Origin of the sequence: Streptomyces sp. NPDC096323, assembly GCF_040302845.1 — a bacterium.
GTDB lineage: Bacteria > Actinomycetota > Actinomycetes > Streptomycetales > Streptomycetaceae > Streptomyces.
The window spans coordinates 336,469-354,583 of sequence record NZ_JBEOSI010000005.1 but is presented as its reverse complement, the minus strand read 5'-3'; the positions used below and the strand labels follow the sequence as shown (position 1 = coordinate 354,583).

The 18,115-nt window shown below is 69.8% G+C and carries 21 protein-coding genes; 7 read left to right on the top strand and 14 right to left on the bottom strand.

Annotated elements, in window-relative coordinates; genetic code table 11:
* Positions 1-58: 58 nt before the first annotated feature.
* The 7 genes from ABTX18_RS16500 to ABTX18_RS16470 all read right to left on the bottom strand — a co-directional run bounded on the left by ABTX18_RS16500 (position 59) and on the right by ABTX18_RS16470 (position 7,505).
* The gene (locus ABTX18_RS16500; protein WP_352123395.1) at positions 59-805 is read right to left on the bottom strand and encodes a hypothetical protein; all 747 of its coding nucleotides are present in this window, start codon (positions 803-805) and stop codon (positions 59-61) included.
* Positions 806-807: 2 nt separating this feature from the next.
* On the bottom strand, positions 808-1,932 hold the full coding sequence (locus ABTX18_RS16495) for a hypothetical protein (protein WP_352123394.1): 1,125 nt from the start codon (positions 1,930-1,932) through the stop codon (positions 808-810).
* 10 nt (positions 1,933-1,942) lie between these two features.
* Complete coding sequence (locus tag ABTX18_RS16490; protein ID WP_352123393.1) at positions 1,943-3,148, bottom strand: hypothetical protein; 1,206 nt, start codon at positions 3,146-3,148, stop codon at positions 1,943-1,945.
* Between the two features lie 117 nt (positions 3,149-3,265).
* Positions 3,266-4,213: a phage distal tail protein gene (locus ABTX18_RS16485; RefSeq protein WP_352123392.1), complete on the bottom strand. Its 948-nt coding sequence runs from the start codon at positions 4,211-4,213 to the stop codon at positions 3,266-3,268.
* A gap of 159 nt (positions 4,214-4,372) precedes the next feature.
* Positions 4,373-5,656 carry a phage tail family protein gene (locus ABTX18_RS16480; RefSeq protein ID WP_352123391.1) on the bottom strand — a complete coding sequence of 428 codons (1,284 nt, stop codon included), beginning with the start codon at positions 5,654-5,656 and terminating at the stop codon, positions 4,373-4,375.
* Positions 5,653-6,846, bottom strand: coding sequence for a phage tail family protein (locus tag ABTX18_RS16475; protein WP_352123390.1), 1,194 nt, complete (start codon positions 6,844-6,846; stop codon positions 5,653-5,655). Before ABTX18_RS16475 ends, ABTX18_RS16480 begins: the two co-directional genes overlap by 4 nt.
* 83 nt (positions 6,847-6,929) lie before the next feature.
* Positions 6,930-7,505 carry a hypothetical protein gene (locus ABTX18_RS16470; protein ID WP_352123389.1) on the bottom strand — a complete coding sequence of 192 codons (576 nt, stop codon included), beginning with the start codon at positions 7,503-7,505 and terminating at the stop codon, positions 6,930-6,932.
* Positions 7,506-7,688: 183 nt separating this feature from the next.
* Here ABTX18_RS16470 and ABTX18_RS16465 point away from each other — a divergent pair, with 183 nt between their 5' ends.
* Positions 7,689-8,081 (top strand): hypothetical protein, encoded by a 393-nt coding sequence (locus ABTX18_RS16465; RefSeq protein WP_352123388.1) that lies wholly within the window; start codon positions 7,689-7,691, stop codon positions 8,079-8,081.
* A gap of 190 nt (positions 8,082-8,271) precedes the next feature.
* Here ABTX18_RS16465 and ABTX18_RS16460 read toward each other — a convergent pair whose 3' ends face one another.
* The 4 genes from ABTX18_RS16460 to ABTX18_RS16445 all read right to left on the bottom strand — a co-directional run bounded on the left by ABTX18_RS16460 (position 8,272) and on the right by ABTX18_RS16445 (position 10,359).
* On the bottom strand, positions 8,272-8,619 hold the full coding sequence (locus ABTX18_RS16460) for a hypothetical protein (protein ID WP_352123387.1): 348 nt from the start codon (positions 8,617-8,619) through the stop codon (positions 8,272-8,274).
* 65 nt (positions 8,620-8,684) lie between these two features.
* The gene (locus tag ABTX18_RS16455; protein ID WP_352123386.1) at positions 8,685-8,975 is read right to left on the bottom strand and encodes a hypothetical protein; all 291 of its coding nucleotides are present in this window, start codon (positions 8,973-8,975) and stop codon (positions 8,685-8,687) included.
* 182 nt (positions 8,976-9,157) lie between these two features.
* Positions 9,158-9,754: a phage tail tube protein gene (locus ABTX18_RS16450; RefSeq protein ID WP_352123385.1), complete on the bottom strand. Its 597-nt coding sequence runs from the start codon at positions 9,752-9,754 to the stop codon at positions 9,158-9,160.
* A 194-nt stretch (positions 9,755-9,948) separates the two neighbouring features.
* Positions 9,949-10,359 (bottom strand): hypothetical protein, encoded by a 411-nt coding sequence (locus ABTX18_RS16445; RefSeq protein ID WP_352123384.1) that lies wholly within the window; start codon positions 10,357-10,359, stop codon positions 9,949-9,951.
* A 398-nt stretch (positions 10,360-10,757) separates the two neighbouring features.
* Here ABTX18_RS16445 and ABTX18_RS16440 point away from each other — a divergent pair, with 398 nt between their 5' ends.
* Positions 10,758-11,006 (top strand): hypothetical protein, encoded by a 249-nt coding sequence (locus tag ABTX18_RS16440; protein WP_352123383.1) that lies wholly within the window; start codon positions 10,758-10,760, stop codon positions 11,004-11,006.
* A 293-nt stretch (positions 11,007-11,299) separates the two neighbouring features.
* Here the strand turns inward: ABTX18_RS16440 and ABTX18_RS16435 are convergent, their stop codons facing one another.
* The 3 genes from ABTX18_RS16435 to ABTX18_RS16425 form a co-directional block, all read right to left on the bottom strand.
* On the bottom strand, positions 11,300-11,560 hold the full coding sequence (locus ABTX18_RS16435) for a MerR family transcriptional regulator (protein WP_352123382.1): 261 nt from the start codon (positions 11,558-11,560) through the stop codon (positions 11,300-11,302).
* A complete protein-coding gene (locus tag ABTX18_RS16430; protein WP_352123381.1) occupies positions 11,557-12,363 on the bottom strand; it encodes a hypothetical protein in 807 nt (268 codons plus the stop codon). Before ABTX18_RS16430 ends, ABTX18_RS16435 begins: the two co-directional genes overlap by 4 nt.
* Before the next feature lie 85 nt (positions 12,364-12,448).
* Positions 12,449-12,718 carry a WhiB family transcriptional regulator gene (locus tag ABTX18_RS16425; protein ID WP_352123380.1) on the bottom strand — a complete coding sequence of 90 codons (270 nt, stop codon included), beginning with the start codon at positions 12,716-12,718 and terminating at the stop codon, positions 12,449-12,451.
* Between the two features lie 280 nt (positions 12,719-12,998).
* Between ABTX18_RS16425 and ABTX18_RS16420 the strand changes: the two genes are divergently transcribed.
* The 5 genes from ABTX18_RS16420 to fusA all read left to right on the top strand — a co-directional run bounded on the left by ABTX18_RS16420 (position 12,999) and on the right by fusA (position 18,049).
* Positions 12,999-13,451: a helix-turn-helix domain-containing protein gene (locus ABTX18_RS16420; RefSeq protein ID WP_352123379.1), complete on the top strand. Its 453-nt coding sequence runs from the start codon at positions 12,999-13,001 to the stop codon at positions 13,449-13,451.
* A gap of 304 nt (positions 13,452-13,755) precedes the next feature.
* Positions 13,756-14,607: a hypothetical protein gene (locus ABTX18_RS16415; protein WP_352123378.1), complete on the top strand. Its 852-nt coding sequence runs from the start codon at positions 13,756-13,758 to the stop codon at positions 14,605-14,607.
* A 429-nt stretch (positions 14,608-15,036) separates the two neighbouring features.
* Positions 15,037-15,408: a 30S ribosomal protein S12 gene (rpsL, locus tag ABTX18_RS16410; RefSeq protein WP_003948652.1), complete on the top strand. Its 372-nt coding sequence runs from the start codon at positions 15,037-15,039 to the stop codon at positions 15,406-15,408.
* Positions 15,409-15,410: 2 nt separating this feature from the next.
* The gene (rpsG, locus tag ABTX18_RS16405; RefSeq protein WP_014154599.1) at positions 15,411-15,881 is read left to right on the top strand and encodes a 30S ribosomal protein S7; all 471 of its coding nucleotides are present in this window, start codon (positions 15,411-15,413) and stop codon (positions 15,879-15,881) included.
* A 38-nt stretch (positions 15,882-15,919) separates the two neighbouring features.
* Complete coding sequence (gene fusA, locus ABTX18_RS16400; protein WP_352123377.1) at positions 15,920-18,049, top strand: elongation factor G; 2,130 nt, start codon at positions 15,920-15,922, stop codon at positions 18,047-18,049.
* Positions 18,050-18,115: the final 66 nt, after the last annotated feature.

Sequence of the window (18,115 nt, the reverse complement as noted above, 5' to 3'; positions counted from 1 at the left end):
CGCGCGGCCCTGGGGCTGTCCGGTGCGGAGGCGGGCCGGCTTCAGCGGTCTCCGGAGCTCAGGACTGCACGCCGTACAGTCCGCGCGGCAGGCAGGCGACGGTGTCGCCGGTGGCCGCGACCCTTGCCTGGATCTCGAAGGCCACCGTGTCGCCGAAGGACGCCGGAAGGTCCTCGACCAGGGTCACGGTGAGGTCGGCCGGCTGCCCCGCGGTGCCGGTCAGGGTCTGCTCCGCACCGACCGCGGTGCCGTTGACGAGCAGCCGGACGGCCGCTCCCACGGTCCCGGAGACCGCCAGCGCGCAGTACACCTTGGGGTGCTGGGCGAAGCCGGGGCCCGCGTAGAGCGTGGTCCAGTCGGTCGAGCCGGTGAACTCCCAGCCGGCCCTGCTCACCGGGACCGGGGTCGGGAACGGCAGGTAGGGGCGGGCCAGACCCCCGTGGGCCGCGTCGGTCGCCAGGACGGTGTCACCCCGGTGGTCCAGGACGCGCAACGCCTGTACGGGGGAGTTCACCGGGTCAGTCGTGATCAGGGACAGCGCCAGCGAACCGTCGTCGCGCCGCAGCTCCAGGCCCTGCTGGTAGGTCTCCGTCTCGCTGTCACGGTCGGGCTGCACCCGGCCGACCAGCAGCAGGTCCTCGCTCAGCGAGGTCCTGGCCCGGATGCGGCCCCGGTCGCCGACGACGATGTCGCCGTTGCCGACCTGGTTCATCGCCGGACTGCTGTTGGCGCTCGCCATCAGCCCGCGGATGCGGCGTTCGATCTCCCGGACGCGGTCCATGAGGTCGGTGGGGATCGTGGCCATGTCTACACGCCTTCCAGGTAGAGGGTCGCCGTCTCGGCCTTGGTGCGCTGCGGCGGTTCCACCGCGATGCCGACGATCCGGTACTGCTCGTCCTGCGGCTGCTGATGCCACAGGTCGCGCAGCCGCAGCCGGATGCGGGCGCCGAGCAGCGCCGGGGTGATCCGGCCGTCCAGCCGCACGGTGATCTCCGGGATCACCTCCGGCATGCGCTGGCGGGCCAGCTCGGCCCCGGCCAGGGACCGCAGGATCGCCTCGTCGGTCACCCCGCTGTGGTCCGAGGTGGACTCCAGCCGGGGCCAGCCGGCCGCCAGGTCCTCGGGCGACGCGACGGAGACGGTGAGCGGCTGGGACTCCTGCGCCTGGTCGCTGTTGGACGAGTCGCCGCGCGCCACCCACACGTCGGCCTGCACGGTCGAGTCGGCCGGCAGGCTGTAGGTGATGACCTGGCCGGGGTGGTCCAGGACGATGTCGGAGGCCCCGGCGGTGATCAGCGGGTGCCCGAGCTGGAGCCGCTTGGCACGCCGGCCCCCGGCGTCCCGGTAGCAGTGCACCCGCCACTCGAACCCGTCGGCCAGCTTGGCCAGCTGGTCCAGCAGCTCCCTGACCCGGGTCAGCGAGGAGTAGGCGAAGGCGCAGTCCCGCGCGATGCCGGACATCTCGTTCCCGAGCTGGATGCCGATGTCGCCGCCCGGCTGCTCCTGGGCGTGCGCGACGAGCAGCCGTGCGATCTCGAACTGGTCGAGCGCCGTGTAGGAGACGTCCTGCGCCAGGATGCGGTGGTCCAGGTACGAGTCGAAGGTGCCGGCCTGGAACTGCGCCTGAAGGCGGCCGCGTTCGTCGCTGGACGGGGTGCAGGTCCAGAGGACCCCGCCCCACCAGATGTCGCCGTCGCGCTCCAGCCATACCGCGGTGCGGCCGGGCACCAGCGCCGCCCTGGCCCGGCGGGCCAGGGCGGCGTCCGGCAGCGGGACCGTAGCCGACAGCGATCCCGACTTGCCGATGTAGTCGTCGAACTTGGTCTCCGTCAGCGGCAGCACGTCCACCACCCGGTCGGTGCGCAGGTCGCAGAAGACCGCCCGGTAGACGGGGGTGAGCGGGGTGTACGTCGTACGGGGCGAACTCGTCACGCCGCCCTCCTCAGAGCATCGGGTCGACGCGGATGAACCGGTTGTCGAACCAGTGGTTGTTGGTCGTGGCGCCGGAGGAGTACGCGGAGACGGCGGTGTACTGGGCGCCGGCCTGGAGACCGGTGACCGGGAAGACGGTGCTCACGGACTGGTTGCCCCGGCCGGTGTCGACGGCCGAGCGAACCTCGTCGGCGCCGAGGCCGGTGACCAGGACGCCGTCCTTGCGGATGTTGGCCGACATCCGGCCCCAGCCACCGTCCACCGACGGCTGCCCCTGGAAACCGAGGTGGATGAGGACCTTGCCGGAGACCGGAGCGGTGAACGTGGTGGCGATCGTCGGCCCGTTGGTGCCGGTCAGTGCCTCCGACCAGGTGATGGTCTTGCAGTAGCCACCGTCGTTGTTGTACGAGAACGCCGGGTTCGGCATCGCGAGCACCCAGGCGGTGCCGCTCCACCGCTCCAGGCGGCCGTTGTCGTCCCGGTACTGGCCCACGTACCCGCCGGTGGCGAGCTGGCCGGTCGGCGCGATGCCACCGATCTGGCTCGGGTAGCCGTTCCAGTCGCCACCGTCCCAGCGCTGGAACTGGGTACCGATGTCGCGGTACTGGCCCGGGTAGGCACCGGTCTCGTTGGTGTTCCCGTACAGCGGCAGGATGCCGCCGACCGCGACGGTGCTGGTGCGCAGGTTGGCGACGGCGGAGGCCCAGGCGATGCCGCCGGTACCGACGGACGCGCCCGCCGGAACCCGGATCGTCGCCAGCGGGAGGGCGCCGGACGGCGTCTCGGGGACCTGAGGAGTGCCGGACGGGACGCCCTGCAGGACCTCCAGTACGGCCTCGGTGCGGCCGGACTTGTCGAACTGGGCGTCGTAGATCCGCAGGACGAGCAGGTCGACGCGCGGGTTATTGGCGTCGCCGTCGCCGAGGACCACCGTGGTGTAGTCGGTGAGCACGACCGGGTAGGCGCCGGCCGCCTCGCTGCCTTGGACGACGGCACGGCCGGGGGCGACGGTCGCCGTCATGCCGGCGGTGGAGCTGAAGACGTAGAACGCCGACATCAGGTCCTTGCCGTCGGGCGAGCCCGGGATGATGCCGCTGCGGCTCGCGAGCCCGCTCGTCGGGGTCATGGTGCCGGTCGGGGCGAGCCGGGTGTCGGCACGGGACTGGCCGGACTCGGCGTCGGTGCGGTTGACGAGCCATGCGCTGCGCACGGGCATGAGGTCCTCCTGGAAGAAATCTGCGGGAGTGCTGGTCTGTGGAACTGCGGGTCTGCCGGACCGCTGGTCTGTGGAACTACGGGTCCGCGGGTCTGCTGCTTCGCGAGGGGCGGCGGGTCACCAGTGCCCGGCGCGCCAGCGGACGGTGACGGAGGCGTCCGGGGACGCGGTGACGTCGTCCGAGCGGAAGGCCAGGCCCGTGGTCCCCGGCTCCAGTTGGAACAGCTGCTCGGGCGAGGAGTCCGGGGTGGCGGTGTAGATGCGGGACGCGGTGTCGTTGAGCAGCACCGTGCCGGCCTCGGTGTCGACCGTGAGGATGTCCCCGGCGCCCAGCGCCAGGGCGTACTGGAGCTGGCGGCCGTCGGAGAGCCGGGTCAGTGAGGGGCGCTGCACCGGTCCGCGGAACTCCACGAGCGGGCGCACGGCGGCGCCCCCGTCGTTGACCGCCGTGATCGAACCGGCGGTGCCGCTCGCACCCCAGCTCAGCGGCCACACCAGACCGGATCCGGCGTCGTCGTCCCAGGCCATCCCGGACTCGCCGACCGGCAGCCCGGTGATCGCCTCGTGCCGGACGGTGCCGTAGCGGCGCGGGTCGGTGGCCGTCCACTGGATGCTGACCTTCGCGAACCCCTGGATCGCGTAGGAGCGGTCCTGCGGTACGACGCGGCGGCTGACCCTGGCCCGGACCGCGAGGGTTTCGCCCAGCAGCCGGATGGCGAGCCAGCGTTCCCGGCCGTCGGGACCGGTCGAGGCGCGGAAGGCGGTGGCGGTGGCAAGGGGGTCGGTCCCGGCCGGCGGCGCCAGCCAGACGGTCGTCCCGACCAACCGGGGCTGCGCCCAGCGGTCGCCGGGCCAGGAGCCGTGCTGGTCCGGCCGGAGCACGTCTCCGAGGTCCAGCTCGGGCAGGTCTTCCCAGCCGGTGACCCCGGTGCGGTCGACCGGGTAGGGCGTTCCGGCCCCCATGAGGAGGCCGCCCCACTGGATCTGGCCGTCGCGTGTGATCAGTGAACCGGGGTTGGTGTCGTCGGAGAGGGGGATCGGGGCAGTGGAGACGGTATCGGCCATATCGGGCCGTCACCTCGCTTCGGGGCTTGGCTTACGGGCGGGGACGCCTCCGGGGCGGGGCCCTGGGTGGCGCCTGGGCATGCGGAAGCACGGCACGGCGGGTGGGTGTGCCGGGCGGCGGTGCGGTACGGGCCGGGCGGCGGTCGCGTAACGGCCGGCTCAGGCCGCGGTGCGGTACAGGAAGTGCAGGTCGTCCGCGATGGTCAGCGCGCTGCTGCCCTCCCGCTCCGCGTAGACCCGGACCCCGGGGCGGCCTGCGAAGAAGGCGGGCCCGGTGGTGGCGGGGGCGCCGGACGGCGCGGGGAGGAAGCGGCCGAGCCGGGAGAGCGGCTGCACGGAGGAGGCCCCCGGCACGGCGGCCGGCAGCACGACACCGCCCTCGGCGAGCTGCGGGATCTTCGACAGGTGCACGCCGAACTTCTTGCCGAAGAAGTTGAAGCTCAGGTGGTTGAGCCCGTCGATGATCCAGTTGGCGAAGGCGATCAGGCCCTTGACGGGTCCGGTGATGACCCCGGCGACGGTCTGGATGCCGGTGGACATGAACGTACCCATGCCGTGCAGGGACTTGGACATGGCGTCGCGCACCCGGGTGAACGCCGAAGGAAGCGTCTTCGTCAGCCAGTTCAGGGTCGGCTGGACGACGCCCTTGAAGCCGTTCCAGGCCCCCTTGACGACCGAGGTGACCGCACGGGTCGCTGTGGAGATGGCGCTCCGCGCGCCCTCGAAGCCGGCCCTGAGCCCGGAGCCGATCGTCTTCAGCACCGATCCGACGGTCCGCTGCACCCCCTCGAACACCTCGGACACGTTCTTCACCCAGCTGTGGATGATCGGCCCCATGAACGCCCAGACGGCCCGGAACATGTCCAGCGCGCCCCGGAAGACCTCCTGGATCACCTTCTGGCCGGTGGCGGAGTTCATGGCGTAGTCGATGAGCAGGGCCACCAGCGGGGTGACGATCCCTAGGACGAAGCCGAGCGGATTCGCCTTCATGGCCGTGTTGATGCCGGTCATGACGACGGAGCCGACGGTCATGGCGACGCCGAAGAGGGTCATGGCCTTGGTGACGGTCGGGGTGTACTTCCCGAACAGGTCGGTCATGGATCCGAAGGCCCCGGCGCCGGCGGCGAGCGTGCCGAGGACGCCGACGGGGCCGCGGACCTTGGTGGCGCCGGCGCGGATACGAGTCGCGGCGGTGGAGGCGGAAGTGCCGGCCTTGCGGACGGAACTGCCCGCGCGCGTCGCCGCCGTACGGAACTGCCGGAGCGCGGGTGCGGTGGTGGCCGTCAGCGTGGCCATTGTGCCGAGCGGGGTCCGGGCACCGACGAGCCCGCGCCGCACACTCTGGACGGAGGTGCCCGTCCGGAGTGCCGCGGTGCGGAAGTTGCCCAGGGCCGCCGCGGGCCTGGCACCGCCGGACGTCGGGTCCCGGCGGGCGCGTTTCATCCTCGGGCCTTGGAGAGGAACAGCAGGGCGCTGGCGGTGTCCTGGACACTGCTGCTCGACGCCTCGTAGTACTGCTCGATGTAGAAACCGCCGTCGGTGGCTGCGGCGCCGCTGCCCAGCCGGCCGGCCCGGGTGCTGTGCCCCAGCAGTCGGCTCAGCTTGGAGAGCGGCAGCACAGCCTCCGCCTCGCCGGCCTCGGCGACGATGGTGTGCACGCCGCCGTTGCGCGGCTGGACGATGCCGCCCTGGGCGAGGCGGGGGATGGTCGGCAGGTGGATGCCGAAGGACTTGCCGCCGACGACGGGCACCCAACCGGGCACCGAGACCTTGATGCCGTTGAGCTTGCCGATCGCGGAGTTGATCAGCCCGATCACGGCGTTGATCGGGCCGCTGACGGCGCCCTTGATCGCGCCGAAGGCGTTGCTCGCGATGGACTTCAGGCCGTTCCAGGCACTGGAGAGCTTGCTCTTGACGGCGGTGAACGCGGCGGGGACGACACTCTTGATCCAGTTCACCACCGGCGAGATGACGGACTTGATGCCACTCCATACGGTGGTGATGATCTTCTTCACGGCGTTCATGGCCGTCGTGATGATCGTCTTCCAGAGGGTGAAGTAGGTCTTGATGACGGTGGCGACGGCCTTGACGACCACCGAAACCGCCGTCTTGATCCCGTTCCACACGCTCTTCATGAGCTTGCCGGCCGCCTGCATGATGGGGCCGACGGCCTTCATCACTGTGGTGATCACGCTCTTGATGACGGAGAAGGCGGTTTTGAGGACCTTCTGCATGGTCTTCGACTGCATCGCCATGTCCACGACCTTGGCGATCAGCGGGGCGAGCAACGCCATCAGGACGCCGATGAGGTTGCCCTTCATCGACTTGTTGAGCCCCTTCATGCCCTTGTCGGCCTTGGCCGCGCCGGACTGGAACGTGCCGATCTGCTTGCCGCCGGTCTGCCCGGCCTTCCCCGCCTTGGTGATGGACTTCCCGGCCTTGTCCGCCGCCTGCTGAAGCGACTTCAGCTCCTTGGCCGACTGCTGGGAGGAGGACTTGATGCTGGTGATCCCGCTGTTGCTGCTTTGGGTGCTCTGCTTCAGGCCGGTCGCCGCCCGGCTGGCCTGGTCGAGATTGGTCTTGAAGCCGCGGAGACTGTCCGCGGCTTTCTTGAGTGTGGCTGTGAACGCCATTCCATGTCCGATCGTTCATCGGCCTGTCCGGCCGATCGGCTTGCGGTGCCGGAATGTGGAAGAGGAGGTGCGGACCGGAACGGTCAGGCGAACTCGGCGAGAAGCCCGTCGACCTTGGTGTGAAGGCCGTCGATCGCGGTGCCGAGCTTCTTCGTCGCCGCTTCGATCCTGGCGACCGAACGGTTGGTCCAATCGGCGTCAGGGGCCGACATCTGGGTGACCTCGGTGCTCTCGAGCTTGGGCAGGAACCCGCTCTTGGTCGTGCCGATCTTCTTTCCCTTTTTCTCCAGAAGAGTTTTCAGCGCGACATCGAACTGTAGGATTTTCAGCCCGAGGGCACCCACGAGTGCGAGACCCAGCGTCACGACCGTGGTCATCGAGAACGAGGAAGTGGCGAGGCTCTTGACGCTTTCCACGATCTCCTTGGGTATCAAGCCCTGCAAGAGGGTCTCGACGGGGCCGGGCTGGCTCTTCTTTTCGGCGGCAGGGGCCGCAGCCCCGCTACCTGAAGAAGACTTCTTGAGTTCGGCGATTTGTTTGGCGATGTACTCTTCTGTGGCCAGCCGGGTAGGACCTTTTCCTGGGACGGAGTCCTGAACACCCTTAATTGCCTGAAGGATCTCCGTGTCTTTGGTGAGAAGTTCTTCGTTGGTCGTCATCGAGCTGCCTTTCCTGGACCATGGGCATACGGCAGGCTGTGGGATGCGAGTGAAATGCCACCGTAAGTGGCATTTGTGGAGAACTATCTGGTCGCTCCCCGGGCCGCTTCTGCCCGGCTCCGGATTCTGTTGCCAACGGCGGTGACGCCATGTCATCATCGACGAAAAAGAGCCGGAGGGTCTGTGGTGTTCAACGTTTTCGGTGTGATTTTCGCTGTTGCACTTCTCGCCCTTATCTCCTTCGGAGTTCCGTACCTCAGGCAGGCTCCTCTGCGACAAAGAGGTGTGCGCACATGGGGGTGGGAGGCGTCCAGGTCGGTTCCACAGGACGGGAAAATAACGGTGCGGTACGGGTACGACGGGCGCGACGGTGGGCTGCACAGCATTCCGATGGTAGGTCTTACCGTGCAGCCCTCCGGATCTGAGGAGATCGTCTACGACCCGAAGAATCCGAAGCGCGCCGAATTCGTTTCCCGTATGCCGGAAAACGTGAAGGGGAGGCGTAATCTCCTCATCGTTCTGCTGGCTGTGGCATTTATTTCGCTCGCTCTGGGATGTATCGATGCGGCGATGTGATTCACGGACCACACGGAGCCTCGCGGTTACCGATCGCCGGTAATCCGTCTCCCGGCCATCTGTGCTCCCCGGTCAGGTGGCTCGGGTTTTCTCGGCGGAAAGTGCAGAAGTGGGGAGAAGTTGCACGTGATCGCTGTTTTGCAGTGCCCGCCGGCCGCCCCGGAGAGAAGAGACGGCCGGCAGAGGCGTGTCAGCCGAAGAAGTGGGCCAGTTCCGAAGCGCTCGGGCCGGCCTTCGGGGCATCGGTGGCGTCGGTGTCATCGCCCCGCGTGTCCCGCTCGGCCGAGTCCCCCGGGCGCGGGACCGGCACCGGTTGTTCCGGCGGGTCGGACTCTCCGTCGCCGTTGACGACGGAGAACATCCAGTTGGCGGCCGCGAGATGGTCCACCACCGCTGCCAGCAGGTAGTCGGTGACTCCCCAGTCGGCGCCTTCGCCGTCGGTGTCGCGGATGGTGGAGCTGTCCCGCGGCAGGTGCTTGATCAGGATCGCCAGTCGGCGGGAGGAGAGCCGGCCGCGATGCCAGTCGAGCAGGTCCACCCCGTAGTGACGGAGCAGGTCGGCTTCGAGAGCCTCGGCGTGTTCATCGGCGAACGCGACGAGGCTCAGTCTTCCCCCAGGCCGAGCCCGGTCTCCTTGCCGTACGCCTCCAGGATGGCGGCGATGTCCTGCATGGTCACGTCGAGCTGCGCGAAGCGGGCGAACTGCTTCTTGCCCATGAGGAGTTCGAGCAGGCCGTCGACGTCGTCGTCGTCCAGGCCGCGGAGCGCCCGGGCGGTGACGCGCGTCAGTTCGGTCGGCAGTTCGAAGGTGTCGCCCTCGATGGTGAACGACCAGGAGCGGCCGAGGGCCTCCATGCGCTGGGCGCGGGCTGCGGACACGTCGAAGGTGGCCATGGGGTCTCCGTTTCGGGAAGGGGGCCGCACCCGGGCGGCCCGGATCGGGCGTCGTGGTGCGGCGGTGCGATGCGGTACGTGCTGGGTGGTGGGGTACGTGCGACGCGATGACGCGTCGCGGGGTGCCGGGCCGGACGGGCAGGCACCCCGCGACGCTGCCCCCAGGAGCCGGGGGCAGCGGGTCACACCGAGAGGTACGACGGGTCCTTCATGACGAAGGTCGCCAGCGGCTGGGTCTCGCCGGAGGACAGTGCCGTGAACGTGACACCCAGCGAGGCGGCGGCCTTGCGGGCGAGCTTGATGTCGTCCGACGCTGTGACCTGGCCGCGCGGGATGACGAAGCGGTAGGTGACGTCCACCCCGTCGTGGAACTCCAGGCCGAGGGCGCGCTCGTCGAACTGCGGGCCGTCCGGCACGCTGTACGTGTAGACGCCCGGGTTCTCGGTGGCGTTCACCGCCGAGACCGTGTCGCCGCCCATGAAGAACGGCAGGGTGTCCTCGTTGAACTGGAGCATGGCGAACTTCAGGGTCAGGTCGCGGTCCGCGTAGATGAAGCGAGCCGGGCTGACGGCCTGCCACGTCTCGACCGGGTCGAGCTTGTCCTTCTTGGAGAAGGTCACGCCGTCGGTGGACGTGTAACCGAGGTCCCGCCACACCGCGCTGTCCCAGTCGGCCGAAGGGTCGTTGGAGAACGTGGTCGGCGCGGGGGTACCGGCCTTGGCCACGAGGATGCGGCCCGTTCCGGCGATGCGGATCTCGGACGAGTTGTTACCAGCCATGGAGGTGGCTTCCTTTCCAGGGGGTGCCCCCGTGCGGGGGCCGCCGTATCCGGGGCGGGTACGGCGAAGGCCCCGCCGTCTGTTCGGCGGGGCCTGGTTCGCGGGGCGTCGTACGGCCGGGTGGGCGGGCCCGGACGCCGGATGTGGTGCGTACGGAGAGCGGCTGTGCCCCGGCGCGGGCGCCGGTGGGGCCGTCAGTCCGTACGGACGGTGAAGCGGAGGATGCAGATGTACCGGTTGGCGCCTGCGTAGATGTAGTCGGGCAGCCAACGCGGGCCGTCCTCCTCGATCACCTCGCTGACGAACGAGGTGCCGAAGACGGTGCCGGTCGCTGCCAGCAGCGTGGCGCGGGCCGCGTTGGCGAGGGTGTGGGCCACCGACTTCTCCGGGCCGTAGACCTCCAGTTGGATCAGCGGGCGGTCCACGTGCATGTCGTCGACCCAGGCGCCGCCCATGCGGGAGATCAGTACGGCCTTCTGCGTCCCGTCGAAGCCGGCCGGCGGCGCGTCGTCGACGAACGCGTCCGCCAGTTCCGCGCGCGTTTTGAGCAGGTCCCGCACGATCGCCTGGACGTCCGGGAACGTCCCTGGCGCGGATGAGGGCATGGTGTCACTCCTTTGTACGGGCCGAGTACGGACGCCCGTGCGTGCGGCCCGTACGCACGCCGGACACGACGGCGGCGGAACCGTGCCCCTCGGAGGGAGGTGGGCACAGCTCCGCCGCTGCACCCATAGTGATCCATAGATTGCGCGCGCGCAACCAACTTCGACATAGGCGGGTCATCGAGATGTTCGAACGTCGGATCCACGTGGAGGGGGGTAGGTGCGTGTCGCGCCGTCATATGCCAGGTGTTCGCGCCCGGTTCTGCGCTATCCTGAGCAACCGATTCGAACAGAATTCGAACAGACCGAACGTGGCATGGACCGACGCAGGCGTAAGGACGGTGTGGGGTCGTGACGACGAACAGCGAATGGAGGCCGGTCCCCGGCGGTGAGCAGTCGTGGTGACCGGGGAGCCGGGAGAGCGGCTTGCCGATGTCATGGCTGCCGCCGTCACGGTGGCCGTGGAATCGGCGGAAGCCGGCCGTTACACCGGAGAGGTGGGCAGAACCCTGGCCGCGGTCGTGGGTGAGATGGGAGCCCGGCTCGTCGGAGAGGCCGAGCTGCGTGGCTTTTCCACCGGCTGGCAGGAGGCGATGGCCGTGAGACCCGCCGGAGTGCGACCCCTCCGCGCCGCCCGGGCCCACGCCTGACGGCTCGGCCGGCCCCGGCCGCCCGGCACCCGCCGCGCACGGACGCGTACGTCCCCTACGTACGCCACGCCGAGGCAGCGGTGGGGGGCGCCCACCGCCCCCGCGGGTGCACTGTCCGCCGCCGGCCCTTCCGTACGCCCCGCACGCCGCGCCCCCGGGCGCGCCCCGCGCGTCGTACGCGGGGACGGCCGGCGACGGAGCTCCCGGCCGCGGACATGCGAACGCCCCCGGTCCCTGTGCGGGAACCGGGGGCGCAGACGTGTGCGGCAGCGGTGGGGGTGTGGCCGCCCCGGTCAGCCGCGCGGTGCGGAGGTGGGCCCGGACGCGGTGGCGGTGGAGCGGTGAGGTGGGCGGCGAGTGGCGCGTTCGGCGGCGAACACGTCCTCCAGCCGGTACAGATGGCGCCTGCCCTGCTGTCCGGAGGGCCGCAGATGGCCGAGCTGCACCCACTTCCTGATAGTCGCGGGCACCACCCCCGCCTCCTGGGCCGCCAGGGCGCTGGTCACCAGAGTGACGCCGGTCAGCGTGGAGTACGGGTGGCGAGGGGAGGTCATCGGGGATCGGCCCCGTTTCCGGTCCGGGAGGCGGAGGCCGCGACCGCCTGGCGGCCGGCTCCCACGGCCGGCCAGGCGTCCCGTTCCCAGAGATGGCGGAAGACCGGATCGCTCGTGCAGTCGCACGCCTCGTCCCCGCACCGGCACCCCGGATTGACGCAGAGCACGGCTTCGCGGTCGGGGAAGGCGCGCAGGGAGACCGAGTCGCACCAGGGGCAACGCCCCGGCAGCCGGACCATCGTCTCCGTCTCGCCCAGGGCCCGGGCGCATCGCCTGGCCATCCGGCGCAGCTCGTCGTGGGCGTGCCGGGCGAGCGTCGGGTCGGCGGCGGTGTGTCCCAGGAGTCCGGCGATCCGGGCGAGCCTTTCGGGCACCGGGGCGCGGCGCGGCCGGCCGAACCCGAGTCGGCCGAGGAGCGCCTCCTCCAGTTCCGCGACGCCGTCGCTGATGTCGCGCAGCGCGTCCGAGATGTGCAGCCGCACGGGCGCGGCCGAGTGGCCGGGGGCAGTGAGCCCGCGCCGCTCGTTGAAAAGTGCCTCCTCGCGTTCCGTACGGCTCAGCGCGGCGCGCGCCGCGCGCTCGGCCGGGCCCGGGACGTGCCGGACGACGGACGGGCGGCTGCCCGAGGAGGGGGCCAACTCCTCCAGCAGGTCCGGAAACTGGCGGGCCAGGGTGGCGGCCCAGAGCGCCGCGTCCCGGGCGATGCCGGTGCCGTCCGCCTTCTCGGCGGTTCGGACGCGGTCCGTCCCGGGCTGCCCGGCGTACGGTCCCGTGGCTCCGGATACCTTTTCCTCGTCACCCATAGCGGGCCCTCCTTCTGCATGCTTCTGTGCGGGTTGTTCGGATTGCTGCGGGGCGTGGCTGTCCGTTTCTCCTGGCGCTCCGAGGTCAGGCGGCTGCGCGGCGACCCCTGCCCCGCTCCAGGGCGACGGGCCGGCCGTTGCGCCAGAGCCGCCCCGCGCACACCCCGTCGAACCAGCTGTCGGCCGGCGCCACCGTCTCCTCGCACCGCCGGAGGACCGGGCAACGGGCGCAGGCGCCGAGGGCGGCCGCGGCCTCGGCCGGATGCCGGGCGAAGACCGTCTCCGGAGGAAGTCCCAGACAGGCAGCCGAAGCGGTCCAGGTGTCGGAGGGGAGTGAGAGGAACGACGGATCCATGGAGGCTCCTGGTGCGCGAGCGGTGAGGCGGGGCGTGAGTGACACGACGGCAGGGAGGGATGCGACTGGAGATGCACAGTGCCAGATTGCGTGCGAGCGCGCAACGAACTTGGCGCCGAGCGCTGCTTTCAGCCAATCGCTAAGAGTGATGTTGACGTCACAACGCGCACGGAAGGGGCAAGCTCTTGACGGAATCTCCACCTTGCGCTCGCGAAAGCTCATAATTCTGCGCGCGCAAGCGCGGTAACCTGACCTTCGCTTCGGAGGGAGGCGAAGGTCTGTGACCGTCAGTGAACTGGAGCAGTTCGCGGCCTGGATCGAGGATGTGATCCGGCGGCGTGGATATGACATCGACAGCCCGCGCGGCGGCGGCAAATCCCGCCTCGCCGACGAGGCGGGCGTACACCGGGCAGCCATCACGAGGCTGTTGCAGCGGCAGAGCATGCCGGACCTGGAGACGATGCGCAGACTCGGCCATGTCCTGGGCGTCCCTGTACGGGAGATGCTCATCCGCTCGGGCCGGCTCACCGAGGACGAGCTGCCGATGCCCCCGGCCCCGGACGGCCTCGACAGGCAGAACGCCGGCGCCGAGCGGATCACGCTGGAGGAGGCCGCGGCCGCGCTCGGCGTCCCGGCCGAGCAGCGGGAGATGTTCATGCGGGTCGCCGGGCAGTTCCTGCCCGCGGAGCCGGTGGAACGGGATCTGCCGGTCCGGCGGACCCGGAGGGGCTGAGGCCGGGCGAGGCATGGGCGCCCCCTTGTACGTACGTGCGCCGGTCGTCGACCCGGACGGCCGACGGTCAGTCCTGCGGCGCCCGCCCGATCCTGTGGCCGTTCTGCGGCCATCCTTGCCGCCGACCGCCTCGGGATCGCGGCGCGCGGGTGATCGCTAAGCTGCTCCTGGTCCGTTCAGCAGGGGGACGGGTTCTCACCGGCCCCGGTCCACCGTGGGCGAGAAACGCGCGCCGGTCGAGGAAGCGGGCGCCGCACTACTGTGGCGGGAACGGTGGTGAAGGGGACGTCAGGGAGAGCCGCGCATGGTCGAGGGCGAAAAGGGCTCCCGGCAGGCGAACGGCTCGCCCGAGGCCGCACCGTGTCAGCGGCGGCCGAAGGTACCGGACGTGGGGGAGGGCAGGAAGATGCCTCCCGGCGATGTGGCCCGGCTGCTCGCCGCTGTCGGGGTCCTGCTGGGGAGCCACGCGCCGAGCGATCTGGTGGTTGTGCCGAGGGAGGAACTGGAGCGGCGGGAGTTCGCCGCGTACGGGCAGGGCTGGCGGGACTCGGCGGCCCAGAAGCACCGAGTCGCCGAGTGGGCCGACGGCCCCCCGGCGGCGGATGCCGACGACCGGACGCCCGGGCAGGCCGCGGTCATTCCGTTCCGCCGCAGGCTCACGTCCGGTGTGCGTGACGACGCGCGGAGTGGAGTGGCGGACCTTCCCGGACCCGCTTCGGCCAGGGCGATCACGGGCCGTCTCCGTCCCACCCCCGATGCCGCGGACCCCCCGGATCCCGAAACCACCGGCCCCACGCCGTCTCCCCCCGCGCCCACCGGCCACGACACGGCCCCCGCGCCCACCGGCCCTGGGTCCGCGGCCCCCGCCCCCACCGGTCCCGGGTCCATGGCCCCCGCGCCCACCGGCCCTGGGTCCGCGGCCCCCGCCCCCACCGACCCTGGGCCCGCGGCCCCCGCGCCCGCCGACCCCGGGTCCACGGACCCCCCGTCCACCGGCCCCGTACCGGTGGACGCACAACTGGACACCCCGGCCCTCGCCCGCCCCGCGACTCCGGCGCGCCCTCCGGCTTTCGTCCTGAAGAACCGCCGCTCCAAGGTGCCCACCATCCCGCGCCTGCCCCGTCCGCGCCAGGGCCGCCCCGACGGACGGAACTGAGCGGACGGCCCCGCGCCGCCCCGGCACGCACGCGCTCCGGCCGGGGCGAGCGGCCGGAGCGGCCGCGGAGGCGAGGGTGGTGGGGCCGAGCAGCTGACTGAACTCCCAGAGTTGCGGCCCCGCCCGCCGGGCGCGTACCGGGGCGGGCCTCCCGCGGCGGCCGACGAGGTCCAGGCCGGGCGCCCGCGCCCGGTGAGCAGCATTTGTTTTGACCCAGCTCCGTGAGGTAGGTACGCTCAGACCTTGTGCCTGGGGTGTGCCTGGTCTCGTGTGCGTGTCCTCAACCGCACGGCGAGCCCGTCTTTGCCACCGCGATCTGTGCTTCCACTGCTCCAGGGGAGTGGCCCGCAGTATCCGACACACCCGACCGCGTGGGTCGGCGATGTTCCAGGTTAGTTTCACCGACGGCACACAGAAACCGGAGAAGTAGTGCCTACGATTCAGCAGCTGGTCCGGAAGGGCCGGCAGGACAAGGTCGAGAAGAACAAGACGCCCGCGCTCGAGGGTTCGCCCCAGCGTCGCGGCGTCTGCACGCGTGTCTTCACGACCACCCCGAAGAAGCCGAACTCGGCGCTCCGTAAGGTCGCGCGTGTGCGTCTGACCTCCGGCATCGAGGTCACGGCCTACATTCCGGGTGAGGGACACAACCTGCAGGAGCACTCGATCGTGCTCGTGCGTGGTGGCCGTGTGAAGGACCTGCCGGGTGTTCGCTACAAGATCATCCGCGGCTCGCTCGACACCCAGGGTGTCAAGAACCGCAAGCAGGCCCGCAGCCGCTACGGCGCCAAGAAGGAGAAGTAAGAATGCCTCGTAAGGGCCCCGCCCCGAAGCGCCCGGTCATCATCGACCCGGTCTACAGCTCTCCTCTTGTCACGTCGCTGATCAACAAGATCCTGCTCGACGGCAAGCGTTCCACCGCCGAGCGGATCGTGTACGGCGCCATGGAAGGCCTCCGCGAGAAGACCGGCGCAGACCCGGTCATCACGCTGAAGCGCGCGCTTGAGAACGTCAAGCCCTCGCTCGAGGTCAAGTCCCGCCGCGTCGGTGGCGCGACCTACCAGGTGCCGATCGAGGTCAAGCCCGGTCGTGCCGCCACCCTCTCGCTGCGCTGGATCGTGGGTTACTCCCGCGCCCGTCGCGAGAAGACGATGACCGAGCGGCTCATGAACGAGCTGCTCGACGCCTCCAACGGTCTTGGCGCTGCTGTCAAGAAGCGCGAGGACACCCACAAGATGGCCGAGTCCAACAAGGCCTTCGCGCACTACCGCTGGTAGTCGCTTACCCCATCGAGACCGAGAGAAGATTGAGCCTTATGGCCACCACTTCGCTTGACCTGGCCAAGGTCCGCAACATCGGGATCATGGCCCACATCGACGCGGGCAAGACGACCACCACTGAGCGGATCCTCTTCTACACCGGTGTGAGCTACAAGATCGGTGAAGTCCACGACGGCGCTGCCACGATGGACTGGATGGAGCAGGAGCAGGAGCGCGGCATCACGATCACGTCTGCCGCGACGACCTGTCACTGGCCGCTCAACGATGTTGACCACACCATCAACATCATCGACACCCCCGGTCACGTCGACTTCACCGTCGAGGTGGAGCGTTCGCTCCGCGTCCTCGACGGTGCCGTCACCGTGTTCGACGGTGTGGCCGGCGTCGAACCGCAGTCCGAGACCGTCTGGCGTCAGGCGGACCGCTACGGCGTGCCGCGTATCTGCTTCGTCAACAAGCTCGACCGCACGGGTGCCGAGTTCCACCGCTGTGTCGACATGATCGTCGAGCGCCTGGGCGCGGTTCCGCTCGTCATGCAGCTCCCCATCGGCGCAGAGGCCGACTTCAAGGGCGTCGTCGACCTCGTGTCGATGAAGGCCTTCGTGTGGCCCGAAGAGGCCGCCAAGGGCGAGATGTACGACACCGTCGAGATCCCGGACACCCACAAGGAAGCTGCCGAGGAATGGCGCGGCAAGCTCCTTGAGGCCGTCTCCGAGAACGACGACGCGATGATGGAGCTGTACCTGGAGGGCGTCGAGCCCACCCAGGACCAGCTGCACGAGGCGATCCGCCGCATCACCCTCGCGTCGAAGGGCAGTGCCGACTCGGTCACCGTCACCCCGGTGTTCTGTGGCACCGCGTTCAAGAACAAGGGCGTCCAGCCCCTGCTCGACGCGGTCGTGCGCTACCTGCCTTCCCCCCTGGACGTCGAGGCCATCGAAGGCCACGACGTGAAGGACCCGGAGAAGGTCATCAAGCGCAAGCCGTCGGACGACGAGCCGTTCTCCGGCCTGGCGTTCAAGATCGCGAGCGACCCGCACCTGGGCAAGCTCACCTTCGTCCGGATCTACTCCGGTCGCCTCGAGGCCGGCACCGCGGTGCTGAACTCGGTCAAGGGCAAGAAGGAGCGCATCGGCAAGATCTACCGCATGCACGCGAACAAGCGTGAGGAGATCGCGTCGGTGGGCGCCGGTGACATCATCGCCGTCATGGGCCTGAAGCAGACCACCACCGGTGAGACGCTGTGTGACGACAAGAACCCGGTCATCCTGGAGTCCATGGACTTCCCGGCGCCGGTCATTCAGGTCGCCATCGAGCCCAAGTCCAAGGGTGACCAGGAGAAGCTGGGTGTCGCCATCCAGCGCCTCTCCGAGGAGGACCCGTCCTTCCAGGTGCACTCCGACGAGGAGACCGGCCAGACCATCATCGGTGGTATGGGCGAGCTTCACCTCGAGGTGCTCGTCGACCGCATGAAGCGCGAGTTCCGCGTCGAGGCGAACGTCGGCAAGCCGCAGGTCGCGTACCGCGAGACGATCCGCAAGGCCGTCGAGCGCATCGACTACACGCACAAGAAGCAGACTGGTGGTACCGGCCAGTTCGCGAAGGTGCAGATCGCCCTTGAGCCCATCGAGGGTGGCGACGCGTCCTACGAGTTCGTCAACAAGGTCACCGGTGGCCGCATCCCCCGTGAGTACATTCCCTCGGTGGACGCGGGCGCCCAGGAAGCCATGCAGTTCGGCATCCTGGCCGGCTACGAGATGGTCGGCGTCCGCGTCACCCTTCTCGACGGTGGTTACCACGAGGTCGACTCCTCTGAGCTCGCCTTCAAGATCGCCGGTTCCCAGGCGTTCAAGGAGGGTGCCCGCAAGGCGTCCCCCGTGCTCCTGGAGCCGATGATGGCCGTCGAGGTCACCACGCCCGAGGACTACATGGGCGATGTCATCGGCGACCTCAACTCCCGCCGCGGCCAGATCCAGGCCATGGAGGAGCGCAGCGGCGCTCGCGTCGTGAAGGGCCTCGTGCCCCTCTCGGAGATGTTCGGCTACGTCGGAGACCTCCGCAGCAAGACCTCGGGTCGCGCAAGCTACTCGATGCAGTTCGACTCCTACGCCGAGGTTCCGCGGAACGTCGCCGAGGAGATCATCGCGAAGGCCAAGGGCGAGTAACTCTTCGGAGCACACGCTTTAGGCTTATCACCGGAGCCCGGTCGGGCATTCGCCGCAGCGCGTAAG